General features: G+C 64.1%; 11 protein-coding genes. 1 reads left to right on the top strand and 10 read right to left on the bottom strand.

Annotation, left to right across the window (positions count from 1 at the left end):
• Positions 1-23 precede the first annotated feature (23 nt).
• Positions 24-1,091: a quercetin 2,3-dioxygenase gene (locus LDN85_RS10455; protein ID WP_223945357.1), complete on the top strand. Its 1,068-nt coding sequence runs from the start codon at positions 24-26 to the stop codon at positions 1,089-1,091.
• A 64-nt stretch (positions 1,092-1,155) separates the two neighbouring features.
• On the opposite strand, the gene LDN85_RS10450 is transcribed toward LDN85_RS10455, so the two are convergent.
• From LDN85_RS10450 to LDN85_RS10405, 10 genes are all read right to left on the bottom strand, one after another.
• A complete protein-coding gene (locus LDN85_RS10450; protein ID WP_223945356.1) occupies positions 1,156-2,409 on the bottom strand; it encodes a DUF3500 domain-containing protein in 1,254 nt (417 codons plus the stop codon).
• Positions 2,387-4,108: an FAD-dependent monooxygenase gene (locus LDN85_RS10445; RefSeq protein ID WP_223945355.1), complete on the bottom strand. Its 1,722-nt coding sequence runs from the start codon at positions 4,106-4,108 to the stop codon at positions 2,387-2,389. Before LDN85_RS10445 ends, LDN85_RS10450 begins: the two co-directional genes overlap by 23 nt.
• Positions 4,108-4,965 carry a fumarylacetoacetate hydrolase family protein gene (locus tag LDN85_RS10440; protein ID WP_091551640.1) on the bottom strand — a complete coding sequence of 286 codons (858 nt, stop codon included), beginning with the start codon at positions 4,963-4,965 and terminating at the stop codon, positions 4,108-4,110. The genes LDN85_RS10445 and LDN85_RS10440 overlap by 1 nt, the downstream gene beginning before the upstream one ends.
• Before the next feature lie 99 nt (positions 4,966-5,064).
• Positions 5,065-5,922 (bottom strand): alpha/beta hydrolase, encoded by an 858-nt coding sequence (locus tag LDN85_RS10435; protein WP_223945354.1) that lies wholly within the window; start codon positions 5,920-5,922, stop codon positions 5,065-5,067.
• 94 nt (positions 5,923-6,016) lie between these two features.
• Positions 6,017-7,024 (bottom strand): alpha/beta hydrolase, encoded by a 1,008-nt coding sequence (locus tag LDN85_RS10430; RefSeq protein ID WP_223945353.1) that lies wholly within the window; start codon positions 7,022-7,024, stop codon positions 6,017-6,019.
• Positions 7,021-7,899: an alpha/beta hydrolase gene (locus LDN85_RS10425; RefSeq protein WP_223945352.1), complete on the bottom strand. Its 879-nt coding sequence runs from the start codon at positions 7,897-7,899 to the stop codon at positions 7,021-7,023. The genes LDN85_RS10430 and LDN85_RS10425 overlap by 4 nt, the downstream gene beginning before the upstream one ends.
• A gap of 137 nt (positions 7,900-8,036) precedes the next feature.
• Positions 8,037-9,044, bottom strand: a complete 1,008-nt coding sequence (locus tag LDN85_RS10420) for an ABC transporter ATP-binding protein (RefSeq protein WP_051421503.1) — start codon at positions 9,042-9,044, stop codon at positions 8,037-8,039.
• A complete protein-coding gene (locus LDN85_RS10415) occupies positions 9,041-11,092 on the bottom strand; it encodes a dipeptide/oligopeptide/nickel ABC transporter permease/ATP-binding protein (protein ID WP_223945351.1) in 2,052 nt (683 codons plus the stop codon). Before LDN85_RS10415 ends, LDN85_RS10420 begins: the two co-directional genes overlap by 4 nt.
• On the bottom strand, positions 11,089-12,042 hold the full coding sequence (locus LDN85_RS10410; RefSeq protein ID WP_026540496.1) for an ABC transporter permease: 954 nt from the start codon (positions 12,040-12,042) through the stop codon (positions 11,089-11,091). Before LDN85_RS10410 ends, LDN85_RS10415 begins: the two co-directional genes overlap by 4 nt.
• A 51-nt stretch (positions 12,043-12,093) precedes the next feature.
• Positions 12,094-13,650, bottom strand: a complete 1,557-nt coding sequence (locus LDN85_RS10405) for an ABC transporter substrate-binding protein (protein WP_026540495.1) — start codon at positions 13,648-13,650, stop codon at positions 12,094-12,096.
• Between the last annotated feature and the right edge of the window lie 214 nt (positions 13,651-13,864).

Raw genomic sequence — 13,864 nt, 5'->3', positions numbered from 1 at the left:
CTGACGAAGGAAAGAAGGAACACATGCCCCTCAGCGTCGAGGAAATCAACAAAACACTCCCCCTGGCCAACACGCTTCCGGGCGAAGCTGTCCCCTACTACATGGCCTCCGGCGAAGGCGCCCGCTACGAGGTCAACGGCCAACTCATCACCGTGATCGCCCGGGCGGCAGACACGGGCGGTATCTTCAGTGCTGCTTACGTTTCGGGCGGCATGGGTGCTGAGTCGCCCTTTGTCAGCCACGCGATCGAACATAAAACGCTGTACGTCTTCGACGGCATCCTGCACGTGTGGCTGCCGGGCGAAAGCCGTATCCTGACACCCGGAGATTCAGTAGTCATTCCGCCGGGTACTCCCCACGCCTACCGCATGGCCAGCCACTACACCCGCTTCCTCAACTGGATGACACCCGGCGGGGCGGATGCCTACTACGAGCGTGTGGGCACTCCCATCGACTCACACGTTCCGCCCGCCCGCGCCGGCCACACGCTGACCAGCCGGGAACAAGCAGAGGTCGGTGCCGAATTCGGCATCACTTTCCCGGATGTGGAACGCGTCCAGCCGGGACTGCAACAAAACGCCGGCCTGCCCGCAACGCTGAGCCCTTACTTCCTCAGCGCGGGCGAAGGCGAGCGCCTGGTCAGCTACCAGACCATGTTCTCCTACCTTTCACGGCCGCAGAATACCGGGGATAGCTATTTTGCCGTCCACACCAAAGGCGCCAAATCTCCCTATATCCCGTTGCACTTCCACTCCGAGCACACGGAGAACTTCCTGTGCACGGAGGGCCGCATGTGGCTCTATGCGAACGGCCGGGAGATGCTGCTGACCAAGGGCGACTTTGTCCACGCCCCTGCAGGAACCATCCATTCCTTCGCGTTCGATGCCCACAACACCCAGATGGTGGGCTTCCTGACGCCATCGGTCTTCAATGGTTTCTTCGAGTACTTCAACGAGCCCACAGAGGACTACATCTATACCGAGGGCGGTGCTCCGTACATGGACATGGAGGGTTTTGGCCGGGCACAGGCAGAGATGGACCTGACCGTCGTCGGCCCTCCGCCGCAGCGGCGTGTGGGCCTGGACTTCTAGGCTGAAACAACAAAGGGTCCGGACTCTTCAAGGAGTCCGGACCTTTTTGTCGTTGTTGGGCTTCTCAGGCGAGCAAAGCCCGTCCGTAGTCGTTGCCGTTGGGAGTGCGCACCACCGTGTGCATGTGGAAGGGCGCGGGGGTGTCGTTGTTCAGGAAAACGCCGGTGTGGTGGTCCAATTCCAGAATGGCCACCGGGCTCTGGATGCGGAAGTAGAAGGCTTCGGAGCCTTGCCAGCCGCCAATCCAGGAGAACCAGGTTTCGTCGTAGTGTGCTTGGATTTCCCGGAGGCGGGCAGCCCGCGGGCCGGCCGGCAGGTAGGAGATCCACTCCTCCACAATCCTGTCCAGGAGTGCTGTCGCGGTCGCCGGCATTGATGAGACCGGAATGCCTTCATAGGGAATGATCCGGTTGTCCTGGAAGCAACCCGCCAGGTGCCGTTCATCCCCTGCATGCAGGCGTCCTTCCGGCATGGATGGGTCCTGCATCTGCTGGTAGACGGTTGCTTCGGCACGGAGCCCAGCCGGTAGGGCGCCCATGAGCTCCCGCGCCCACTGGATGCGTTCTTTGAAGACCCGTTCCTTGGAAACCCGTTCTTCAATAAACTCAGCGCCGTGGTGGGCGCCGTCGTCGATGGTGTCTGGTTCGGCGCCCAGGAACACCGGTGAAATGACCATTTGGCTGCCCGCTGCCAGGCAGTTGAGTGCCACGTGGTGGCCGAAGAGCTGCCAGCCCCACGGTTCTGTTTCCGAGGGGGTCCCGTACATCGCGAAGTTGTAGCTGTACTCGTTCATGAGCAGCGGCAGGTCCACGAGGTCGCCCAGAAAGCCGTTGATGCGCATGAGGTTTCGTGTCAGCGCAAAACCCTCGGGGCTGAGGCTCGCTTCAACCACGGCCAAGGCGGCATCCCGGACTGCTGGGTCGCATTCGTCCAGGCGAAGCCCGGTGTCATGCTGCATGAATTCCGGGTTGGCCCAGCTTTGCCATTCAGGGGCATCCACGTCGTAGCACAGGCGGTCCTGCAATTCTTGAGGCAGCAGCGCCAGCAGCTTTTCAGCTGCTGCCAGCATGTCCGACGTCGGTGCTTCCTCGCCTGGCAACGCTTCAGTGAGCGTGTACAGCCCTTCGCGCACCATGCCGTCGTTGGTCACACCGACGAAGGGTTGGGGATACAGCTTCTTCCATCCCTCGATCATGGGGCCGGCAAACGGGTCGTCTTTGGCTGCTTCGGCGTAGGCCCGGGCGTCCAGGCCGCGGAGTTTCGCTACACGTGGATGATCCGGCGTGTAGAGGTAGTCACGAAATGACGGCGTCGACATGGGAGGCGTCCTCTGGTTCATGGGTTTCGGTGTGGGACCACCCCGCGGCAATGCGGAGGGCATGTGCTGCTGGTTCGGCGGTGCTGCCCCGCCAGGCAACGTGTTGATCGGGGCGGACCAGGACGGCGTCGGCTGCCCACAGGTCCGCCATCCGCGTTCCCTTACTGTCAGGTCCTACTGCCATCGTGGCCATGGGAACGCCGAGCTCCGCGGCGGCCAACAGGACCGGCGCGTACACTTCTCCGACGTCGCCACCTGCCAGGGATTCGACGTCCACCAGCAACGTGAACCCTGCGCCCAAATGGTCGTAGAGGGATGTTGAGTCCGGCAGCCAGGTGTGCGGAAGCAGCGCTCCCGGAGTGGCTGTGGGCACGTAAAGGATGGGATCTTCCGCAGGCACGGGTGCACCGTCCGGGACAACCAGCGGCGATGCTGCGTAGTTGTACCCCAACACCAGGCCCAGGGAATCGAACTCGCTTTGCTTCACGCCCAGTGCTGCATGGGCGCGTGCCCTGGCAGCCGCTCCGTCCTCGCCTTCACGTTCCAAAGCCGGGTCCGCGAAGTGGTACGCGAGCGCCTTGCCATTGGCTGCGGCGTCGTTGATGGTTCGCTCGGCAACGGGGCGCCGTTCCAGCACGTAGCTGTCCAGTAAGTCCGGCCCGGCCCAACCATCCAAAGCGGCGGCGATCTTCCATGCCAGGTTGGCGGCGTCTCCGATGCAGGTGTTGAAGCCGTGGCCGCCCCAGGGCGGATTCTGATGAGCGGCGTCGCCCACCAGGAACACGCCGTCGCTTCCGTAGGACGGTGCAAGGAGCATACGCGCGGTCCAGGGATCGGTCGCGATAACGTCAACCTCGACGTCGGCACCCACCAGGGATCGGACCATCGCTGCCGGATCCAGGTCAATCCCCTCTGCCGTGGCGTCGACACCTTGAATAATCGCCCACCACGTTTGGCCAAGGTTCATCCGGCCAACCATCCCGGCTGTTCCCGGGCCGAGGACCCAATACTGGACGGCAGCATCCAGGCTGATCGTTTCGGCGAGGTCGCTGGAACGGAAGAGGATGCTGATGTTGGACAGGGCTGCAGATCCGCCTTCGAAACGGATTCCCAGCCCGCGGCGGACGGTGGAGGAACCGCCGTCGGCCCCGGCCAGGAAGCTGCACCCAACGGTCCGGCTGCCTGCACCGTCGGTCACGGTGACGGACTGCCCGCCGCCTGCCCTTGCGGTGAAGTCCTCCACCCTCAATCCGGTCAGGAGTGTGGCATGGGCTGAGGCTGCCACGGCCTCACGGAGCACGGTTTCCAGCACCGGTTGCGGTACCTGCTGCCCGCATTCGGGTTGCGGCCCATATCGGCCTGCTTCAAGCTGGAAGGCGTTCGGGAACCGCCGGATCTCGCGTCCGGTCAGGGACGAACAAAAGATGACGTCCTGGGCGAAGTCCACAGGCAGCGGCGCTGCCTCCCGCAACTGTGCAGCGAGTCCGAGCCGGCGCAGGTGGGTCATGGTTCGCGCATTCGTGGTCTTGGCACGCGGCCGGTCCTGGTCTATGGCCGTTCGCGGCTCAATGACCACGCTGCGGATCCCCCGGTGGGCAAGGTCCAAAGCCAGGAACAACCCGCTCGGGCCACCACCTGAGATCAGTACAGGGACCTCGGGTGGCAGATCCGCCACGAGCGCCGGGCTGATAACAGCCATCAGGCCCTCGCCCGGAGCGACGGTTCACCAACGGGAGTCACCAAAGTGCCGAGCTTCTCGATCTCGACCTCTACGACGTCGCCTGCCTGCAACAACCACTGTGGCGTGCGGGCATAGCCGACTCCCTCAGGCGTGCCGGAAGCGATCACATCTCCAGGGTGCAGGGTGAAGGTTTCACTGATCAGCGAGACGATGGCCGGGACGGAAAAGATCATGTCCCGGGTGTTGCCGTTCTGAACTTCCGTGCCGTTGACCCGGGTGCGGACCTGGAGGCCATCGCGGAGGTCGCCCACGTCATCGCGGCTGACCAGTGGGCCCATGGGACCGGTGAAGTCGCCGTTCTTGCCCAGTGTCCACTGGGACGTGAGCTTTTGGGCACGCCGTGCGGTGATGTCGTTGAAGGTGGAGTAACCAAATATGGCCTCCTCGGCTGCAGCCTCGTCACCAGACTCCACCCGCCTACCGATGTAGGCAGCTACCTCGCCCTCCCAGTCCAGGCCCGCCTCGCTCCCCGGAACCGGTACCGGTACGTTGCCCACGGACAAGGAGGCAGTCCACCGGCCAAACAGGGTGGGATAAGGCGGGAGCTCCTGGTCCTTATAGCTGCCTTCGGCGGCGTGGGCCTTGTAGTTCAGGCCCACGCAAATCACCCGCGCGGACGCCGGAACCAGTGGAACCTCAATAACAGCCGCTCGATCGAGGCCGGCAGCAATGTCGGTGATGAGCGCCGGTGCCTTCTCCTGCCACCTCGCTGCATCGGCCCAAAAGTCCGTCACGGACGCCAGCGGGAAAACGCGCTCGCCGCTCAGGGCCGCGACCCAGGGGCCGCCGTCGTGGTTGATACCTATGTACTGCATGATGGGCCTTTCAGGTTCGCCCGAAGGCGGTTGTCGGAAGGTAGAGGGCACGGCAAAGTCGGGCCTGAAGGCCGGGCCGTAGCCAGTAGTGCGGAAAAGTTATGGATGGCCGGACTGGTGGCGGAAGAAGGAGACTGTGGCCGCGAGGGCCTTCTCGGCAGCGCCCGGGCTTCCGTCCTCCAGCCGCCACATGTGGTCGGCGTCCTCGATGAGGAGGAGTTCGACGTCGGCGCCGGCCTTCTGCAGTTCGGCGGCCAAGGACTCCGATTGGGCGGCGGGAACAAACCTGTCTGCCGTGCCGTGGACCAACAGGAAGGGCGGAGCGTCCGGATGGACAAAGCTGATGGGGCTCGCTGCAGCTGCCTTACCGGGATATTCAGCCAACACCGCGCCCACCAGCAGCTCTTCCCGGGACCCGGGATCGCTGGCCCGCGCGACAGCGTCGGGCAGCGCCTGCTCCCCCATGTGAACCAGATCGGTGGGCGGGTACCACGCGGCGACCGCGGCGACCTTGCTCTCGCCTGCCCCGGTGAGGGCAACAAGACTGGCCAGGTGCCCGCCTGCAGAGTCGCCCCAGGCATAAATGTGCTGGGGATCAACGCCGTAGTGGTCAGCATGCTCCCGGAGCCATTGCACTGCGGCCAAGGCATCGTGGAGCTGAGCTGGAAACTGCGCCTCGGCGCTCAGCCTGTAATCCGCCGACGCCACGACGAATCCGGCTTCGGTAAGAACATCAAAGGGCGTCAGGCCGAAGCCATCGCACACCGGCCCCAGGGAGGAACGCTCCCCTACGCGCCAGCCGCCACCGTGGAAATGAACGACGGCGGGACGCAGCTTGTGGTGGCCAGCGGACCCGGGCGCGGATTCCGGCAGGTAGAGATCGAGCAACAGCGGCCGCGAGCCGTCGTCGCCGGTGCGGGCAAACTCAATCCCGGTGAGTATGCGGCCCTCCGTCATCGTTGACTCCCTCTGCGTCTTTCGCCGGATCCTCGATGTTCCGGGCGTTCCCTCCAAGGATGTCGAATACGCTCCCCGGCGTGAACAGTCGATTTCAATCATTGGAACCGTCAGCACTGGCCAGTTCAGAAGCCAGGAACGCCAACCCGCGTTGGACTATGTCCAATGCTGCGGAGTGGTTGAGGTATCCGTGAGTGGCTCCTTGCTCGAGTCTGAACGCTACATTGATCCCCGCGCCGCGGAGGCTTTGTGCATACAGTTCTGCCGAGGGACGGAGGTCGTCGTATTCGCAGGCCACGACGGCAGCAGGAGGCAACCCTGTGGGATCTCCATGCCCGGGCACGGCATAGGAGGATGCCGTGCTTGCCGGGCCGCCGAGGAAATTTTCCAACATGGCCGTGCAGTCCTCGGCCGAGAACCGCAAAAAGGGTGGCAGTGAGGACATCACCGCGGACGGCACGGTCAATGGTGGCACCGTCGAGTGGAGGAACGGATAGGCCAGAAGCATCTTCGCCGGCAGCGACGAGCCGATATCTTTAAGGTACATGGCGGCCCCACATGCCAGGTTGGCTCCCGCGCTCGCCCCACCAAGGCAAAGCCTGCCCGGATCGATTCCCAGGCCACTGGCCTGTTCAACGGCCCAGAACCATGCCGCGATGACGTCTTCGTGCGGGACGGGAAAATGCACCCCGCCCCTGGCCAACCGGTAGTCAACGGAAATGACCACTCCGCCGGTCCTGGCCACGAGTTCACGGGCCAGCTGGTCGGCTTCGCGCATCTCCAGGTCGCCGCCGGCAAACCCGCCACCATGCAACCAGACCAAACCGGGACCACCGCCGTCGTCCGCTTTGCCCCGCAGCGGGCCATCCACGCGCAGCGGGCCATCCTCGCCCAGAGGACCGTATACGCGCAACGGGACCAGGCCGTTGGGACCTAGTGCCTGCGCCTCCATGACGTGGACCCGGGGAGGCGAATACGGGAGGCCCGCCCCGCCGAACGCCTCCAGCCTGTTCATCCCTGATGGATTGGCAAGCAACTCAGCGAAGGACGCCTCCCCGGCCACTGGCTCCATCAGTGCACGGAGCCCGGCGTCCAGGCTCATTGCTGCCCGAATTCACGCCGGAAGAAGTCGATGGACGTCTCCAGGATCCAATCCACCTGCTCTTCGGCAAAAAAGAAGCAGTGGTCCGCGCCCTCGATGGTGATGAGTTTATTCTGTACGCCTGCCCGTTCCAGGGCATCGGCGAGAAGTTCGCTTTGGGAGTGCGGCACCAGGCCATCCTTGTTGCCATGAATCAGCAGGAACGGAGGTGCTCCGGCTGTGACATATCCAAGGGGGCTGGCTGCGTGCAGCAGTGCCGGTTCCGGTGAGCCTCCCACGAGCATCGTTCCGGGATCAAGCGAAGCTCTTCGCGGGACGGCCGCGGTCAGTGGACCGTTCAGGAAGGACTCCATTCCTTGCCGTCTTGAAACATCGTTGAGCGAAGAAATGCCGTAGAAGTCCACCACCGCGTTGACTGCGCTGGACTGGCCCTGCACGCCGAGCCCGCCTTCGAGGTCGTCCCGGGAACCGGTGAGCCCCAGAAGTGCAGCGAGGTGGCCTCCTGCCGATTCGCCCCACGCCCCGATCCTGTCCGGATCGATTCCCAACTCATCAGCGTGGTGCCGGAGGTAGCGGACCGCTGATTTGATGTCGTGCAGCTGGGCGGGGAAAGGGGCCTCGAGGGAGTGCCGGTAGTCCACCGTTGCGCACGCGATCCCAGCCTCGTTCAACAGCCGGAACACAGAGTCCGGGGCGAAGGTCGGCGGGAGCTCCCTCCGGTCGCCCAACTGGAACGCTCCCCCATGGATCCACACGACCACCGGGACGGCGGCTTCGGAAGTCTTCCGGGGCAGCCATACGTCCATGGAAAGGCGGCGGAAACCGACCGTGATGGCGTAACTGAGTTCCCGGTGCAGCAGCGATTCCTCCGACACCTCTTCAGGTTTGACTGGCGCATGAAAGGCGGGAAACGGCGGCGGGGTGGGTACCCGGTGTGAATCAGGGCTGATATCGGCAGTCTTTGCTGGTGTTTGAAGGGTCACTGGTTGCTCCTGGAGTCTTGGGCGGAAAATCAGGCGTAGTGGCAGGCGACGTCAGCTTCGCCGACGCGCCGCAAGGCGGGCCGTTCGGAGGCGCATAGTTCCGTGGCCAGCGGGCAGCGCTGACGGAAAGGACATCCGCCGGCGGTCGTTGAGACAGCGGCGGCAGTCCTGACTCCCATGGATTCACGGACAGCCCGGCGCTGCGCTTGTTCGGCCGGGCGTGGCACCGGTGATGCCGCAACGAGGGCTTGGGTAAAGGGATGCTTCGGCGATTCCGTGACCGCTGCGGCAGGGCCGGCCTCCATGACCTGCCCCCGGTACAGGACCACCACCCGTTGGGCCAGGAACTGGACCACGGAGATGTCGTGGGCAATGAACAGGTAGCTCAGGCCGCGCTCGTCCCGCAGATCGGCCAGGAGGTTCAAAACCTGCGCCTGCGTTGACAGGTCCAAGGCGCTGACAGCTTCGTCGCAGACTACAAGCTGTGGTTCGCAAATGAGCGCGCGTGCCACCGAAATGCGCTGCCGTTGCCCGCCGGAGAACTGGCTCGGGTACCGGTCCACGGCTTCCCGCGGCAGTCCCACCCGTTCCAGCATGTCCTCTGCTTTGGTGCGGGCCTCGCCGCCGGCAATACCGCGGACGCGTAAGGGTTCTGCCAGTGAGGCGCCGATTGTCTTCCTGGGATTCAGCGAAGAGTTGGGGTCCTGGAACACAGCCCGGAGCTCACTGCCAATGGCGCGGCGCTTGCCCGAGCCCGCATGCGTGATGTCCTCACCCTTGAATTCCACGGAACCGCCGGACACCTTCTGCAGGCCGAGGATCGCTTTGCCAATGGTCGACTTGCCCGAGCCGGACTCCCCCACCAGACCCACCGTTTCACCGGGCTGGATGGTGAAGCTGACACCGTCGACGGCTGGCGGTGCCGCAGAGGCCTTCCGACCCGTGCCGTAGCGGACCACCAGGTCCTTGACGTCGAGCATGGGCCCGGGCCTGACGGCCATGGCCGCGGAGCTCAACAGCGGGGTTTCGATGCTCATGCCAGGTCCTTTTCTACGATGTCCAGTCTGTGCCGGGCGGGTACGTCCGCCGGAACCGCGTGTTCTGAAGGGAGCTCAGTGGGCACCCACGACAACCCTTCAATGGCCAGTTCATCGGCCTTGACGCAACGCACCAGGCCGGACCCCGTTCCCGAAGGCAGGAGGGGCACAGGTACCAGGCAGGCAGATCCTGCGAACTGGCAGCGGGCGGCAAACCGGCAGCCTGCCGGCCAGTCCTTGGGCTGCGGCACCTGGCCCTGGATGGTGGCCAGGCGTTCGGGCATATCGTCTGCCGTATTCGCGTGGGGATCGGCCGCAAGCAGTGCCAGGGTGTAAGGATGCCGTGGGTTGTCCAGGATGCCGGCTGTGCGGCCGTTCTCCACCACTTGGCCGGCGTACATGACCGCAACGTGGTCGCAGATGTCGGCCACTACTCCGAGGTCGTGCGTCACCATGACTACAGACATGCCCGTGTCCTTCACGAGCGTTCGGAGGAGGGACAGGATCTCGGCCTGGACGGTAACGTCCAAGGCGGTGGTCGGTTCGTCGGCAACCAACAGGCGTGGATTACCGGACAACGCCAGGGCAATGGCTACGCGCTGTGCCATGCCGCCCGAGATCTGGTGCGGGTAGGTCTTGAGGATGCGCTTCGCGTCAACGATCCCCACCTTCTCCAGCAGGCCCAACGCATCGGCGTTCGCTGCCGTCTTTCCCACCGAACGGAGTCGGCGGATGGCAGAAGTCAGCTGGTAGCCCACGGTGAACATCGGATCCAGTGCCCGCATTGGCTCCTGGGAGATGAGGGCGATGTCGCGCCCCCGGATGCCTTCCAAGTCCTTGTCCGTGGCAGCGGCCAGGTTCCTGCCGTTCCAGAGAATCTGCCCGCCGGTGATGGCGACGCCGGAAGGCAGCAACCCCATCAGCGACAACGCGGTCATGGTCTTGCCGCAGCCGGACTCGCCAACCAGCCCAAGGACCGTTCCCGGCTCGACGTCGAAGGAGACGTCCGTGACCAGTGGAGTGCCGCCGTCGACCCCTACGGAGACTCCGCGGACGCTCAGTTTGCCGGCCCCAGGTGCGTCGCGCACCGCAGGGGCGGCCGCGGCTGCGGCGGCAGCCTGAGCGGCCCGCTTTCGCCGGATGGCGGCGGAGGGAAGGTGCGAAGCTGTGGCGTTGGGGGCCTTGCCCAGGGCGTTGCCGATCGCGTTGGCCGACAGAACCGTCAGGGCCAACACAACGCCGGTGGGAACCATAAGCCATGGGGCGTCGTAGACATGCTGTGAGGCACTCTGGATCATGCCGCCCCAGCTGGGCTGGGGCAGCGGTGGACCGAAGCCGATGAACGCGAGGCCGGCCTGGATCAGGAGGCCCACTGCGAAGATCAGCGCCGATTGCACCACGATGGTGGTCGCCAGCCCGGGCAGTACGTGGCGGGCGCTGATGGCAACAGGGCCCAGGCCGTCCACCTTGGCCGCATCCACGTAGAGCTGGTTTTGCAAGGACTTTGCCTGGCCGAGCATCACCCGGTAAATGCCGGCTGAGATCAGAACGCCCAGGATGGCCATGATCAGGGGGATGTTGGTGCCCACGGCGCCAATGACGGCCAGGATAATGACCGTTCCGGGCAACGACATCATGATCTCGGTGACCCGGCTGATGACGCCTTCGGCCCGCAGGCTGTTGGCCGCGGCCAGTGCCATCAGGGTCCCAAGCCCGACGCCGACCAACACCGTGATGAACGAGGTCCCCAGTGTCTCGGCTGCTGAGGCGAAGATCCGGCTGAGGATGTCCCGGCCCAGTTCATCCGTGCCAAGCCAGTGCGCGGCGGTCGGTCCGGAGAGGACGGCGGTGAAGTCCTGGTCTTCGGTTTTGAAGGGCAACCACCAGGGCGCCGTCAGGGATGCGATGATCATCGCCGCCAGCCAGAGGGTGCCGGCCATCCCCGCTGGGGAGGTGGGCAGTCGGTGCCCTGAAAGCCTGGCCAGGGCTGTCCTGCGTGGGGATGCCGGGGGTGTTGCCGGCGTTGTTGCTGGAAGGGTGGGAATCATGAGGCACGCAACTTCGGGTCAAGGAATTTGGTAGCGATTTCGAGCACCAGGTTCACAGCGACCACAACCACCGTGGCGATCACCACTACGCCTTGGACTGCCGGGGCGTCGTGGGTGCTGACGGAGGTTTGGACGGCTTGGCCAAGGCCCGGCATGGCGAATAGTTGCTCGGCAATGACGGAACCGCCGAAAAGGCCGATGAACTGCAGCGCGATGCCTGCCACGATCGGCAAGCTCGCATAGCGCAGGGCGTGGATATAGAGGATCTTCCATGTGGGAGTAGCTGTGGCGCGGAGCGTCCGGATGTGTTCCTGCTGCAACGCCTCGAGCATGGAAGCCCTGGTCTGCCGGGCAATAAACGCTGCGCCGCCAACGGCGAGCGTGATCACGGGAAGGGCCAGGGACATCGCCCAATCCTGCGGGGAGACGTCGAACGGGACATAGCCGGTGGCCGGGAAAACGGACGATTGGACGGCGAAGAGGTAAACGAAGATGACGCCGATCCAGAACGCAGGCAGCGCGACGAGGAGCCCGACGAATCCTCCAATGAGCTGATCCAGGAGGCCACCGCGAACAGCTGCTGTGACGCCGAGGACGATGCCGAAGACTGCGCTGAGGACGGTGGCGCCGGCGGCGAGGGAAGCGGTGACCGGAAGCCTGTTGGCCAGGTCTGCACTAACGGACCGGCCGTCAATGAGGGAGTTTCCGAGGTTGCCTTGGACGGCATCACCGAGCCAGCGGAAGAACTGGCCCACCAGCGGATCGTTCCAGCCGAGCGATTGGTTCAACTGGTCGATGGCCTCCTGCGAAGCGCCTGCTCCCAGCGACACCGCACCTGGGCTGCCTGGCATGGCGTGGACCAGCAGGAACGCCAGTACCGCCACCACCAGCACGGTGGTGAGCGCCATCAGCAGGCGTTTGGTGACGAACATTGCCATGGTGACCTCCATTGGTCGGGCAGGGCGCCGGTTCCTGGGAACCGACGCCCTGTCATCGGTGGATCAGTTGGTGGGTGCGTACGAGGACAGCAGCGGGTACACGTTGCTTCCGGCGAACTTCACCTGCTGGACCTTCTTGGTGTTGTAGCCCTGGTTGGTGAGGGATTCATAGAGCGGGATCATCCAACCGGACTCCACCAGGCGGGTGTTGAGCTTGGTCAGGGCGGTCTTCCTGGAAGCATCGTCCTTCGCCGCCGCAGCCTCGGCCGTCGCAGCATTCAGCTGATCATCCGTAGCTTTCTGGACATTGGTGAAGCCGCTGAGGACGGCTCCGTACATCAGTCCAACCGGGTTGTCCCAGCCCAAGGGGGCGTAACCCAGCGGGGTTGTAGCCACGGCTGCGAAGGCTTCATCCGTGGAGGCCGCCAGCTTGACGTTCATGGTGATTCCAACGGCTGCCAGGTCCTTTTGTACTGCCTGCAGGTCCGTTTGCGTCTGGGGGCCGGCAATGATGGTGAACTCGAAGCCGCTGCCGTACCCGGCTTCCTCCAAGAGGCTCTTGGCCTTGGCGGGATCATAGGCGTAGGTCTTGTTCAGTTCTTCCGAGAATCCCGCAGAGTCCTTGGGCAGTGCGTTCCATGCAGGAATGTCGCCCTTGTGGAGCGCGTCCACCAAAGCTTGGCGGTTGATGGCGTACTGGAAGGCCTGGCGCACCTTTTCGCTGGCGAATGCAGGTGCGGTCTTGCCGATCTTGTCGAAGGAGATCATGGTCTGGACGGTGCCGCCGATCTGGGATACGCCCACTCCCTTGGACTTGGCGAAGTCGACCGTGGGAGAGGTCAGCGAGGCGACGTCCGCCTGGCCGGAAACCAGCGCGTTGGCACGGGCCTGGGGGTCCATGATCACGCTGAAGGTGATCTTGTTGTACGGGTATTTGGAGGCGTCAGCGTTCTTGTCGTTCTTGGTGAAGACGTACTTGTTGCCCTTCACAGTTGTGGCGCTGTCCAGGGTGTAGGGCCCGGAGCCGTCCGGGGTGGTGGCCAGGCTGGCTGTGTCCGTAACGGCTTTCTTGCCTACGATCATGCCCAAGGTGGAGGTGAGGTTCTTTTCGAATCCCGGCTGGGCTTTTGCGAACGTTATGGCCACTTGGGTGGGGCTGACAACATCCACGGAGGCAATTTCCTGTGCACCGCCCTTCGCTATGGCCGAGTACGCGCTGAGGGCGGTGTCGGTGCGACGGTCAAGGTTGGCCTTGACCAAGGCTGCGTCCAAGGTGGACCCGTCAGTGAAAGTCACGCCTTCCTTGAGGGTCAACGTGAGGACGGTGTTGTCCGCGTTGTAGCTGAATTCCTTGGCAAGGCCGGGACCAACGCTGCCATCTGGTTGAAGGGTCATGAGGTTCTCGTAGAGGCCTTCGAAGAACTGGCGCTGGGCGTCCGAAACCCGCAGGGGGTCATAGCCGAACGATGCACTGTCGCTGTCTGTTGCGATGGTCAGCGTGCTCTTGTCCACGTTGGATGTGGCAGCTGAACCGCCACCGCAGGCTGTGAGTGACCCAAGGAGGAGCGCCCCGGCCAGGACGGCCGCGCTCCGACGTGCAGGTGAGGTGAGGAGATTCATGTGCTGCGCCTTCGCATTCGTGATGGAATCGTGTGTCGAGATGTGGGACCGGCGGCCTGGACATGGTCGGCTGTGACCTGTCCGGGCCGATCCGACGGCGCCCTCTCGTCAGATGGCTTCCGGTAACCGGCTTCTTCAAGAGTCCTTTGAGGGCAGCCCTTCGCCCCATGTGTATTTCATTGGTTGAAACAGTATTGTGGTGGAGATCACTCGG

It is taken from the genome of Arthrobacter sp. StoSoilB20 (genome assembly GCF_019977295.1).
In the GTDB taxonomy this organism is placed as follows: Bacteria; Actinomycetota; Actinomycetes; order Actinomycetales; family Micrococcaceae; genus Arthrobacter; species Arthrobacter nicotinovorans_A.
Note: the sequence above shows the minus strand (reverse complement) of the source record. Positions and strands in the feature narration are given on the sequence as shown.

Bases quoted from the DNA above. Each gene is read 5' to 3' on its own strand.
- LDN85_RS10415 (WP_223945351.1), bottom strand. From the start codon at position 11,092: ATGATTCCCACCCTTCCAGCAACAACGCCGGCAACACCCCCGGCATCC.
- LDN85_RS10410 (WP_026540496.1), bottom strand. From the start codon at position 12,042: ATGGAGGTCACCATGGCAATGTTCGTCACCAAACGCCTGCTGATGGCG.
- LDN85_RS10435 (WP_223945354.1), bottom strand. From the start codon at position 5,922: ATGACGGAGGGCCGCATACTCACCGGGATTGAGTTTGCCCGCACCGGC.
- LDN85_RS10455 (WP_223945357.1), top strand. From the start codon at position 24: ATGCCCCTCAGCGTCGAGGAAATCAACAAAACACTCCCCCTGGCCAAC.
- LDN85_RS10420 (WP_051421503.1), bottom strand. From the start codon at position 9,044: ATGAGCATCGAAACCCCGCTGTTGAGCTCCGCGGCCATGGCCGTCAGG.
- LDN85_RS10440 (WP_091551640.1), bottom strand. From the start codon at position 4,965: ATGCAGTACATAGGTATCAACCACGACGGCGGCCCCTGGGTCGCGGCC.
- LDN85_RS10445 (WP_223945355.1), bottom strand. From the start codon at position 4,108: ATGGCTGTTATCAGCCCGGCGCTCGTGGCGGATCTGCCACCCGAGGTC.
- LDN85_RS10405 (WP_026540495.1), bottom strand. From the start codon at position 13,650: ATGAATCTCCTCACCTCACCTGCACGTCGGAGCGCGGCCGTCCTGGCC.
- LDN85_RS10450 (WP_223945356.1), bottom strand. From the start codon at position 2,409: ATGTCGACGCCGTCATTTCGTGACTACCTCTACACGCCGGATCATCCA.
- LDN85_RS10430 (WP_223945353.1), bottom strand. From the start codon at position 7,024: ATGAGCCTGGACGCCGGGCTCCGTGCACTGATGGAGCCAGTGGCCGGG.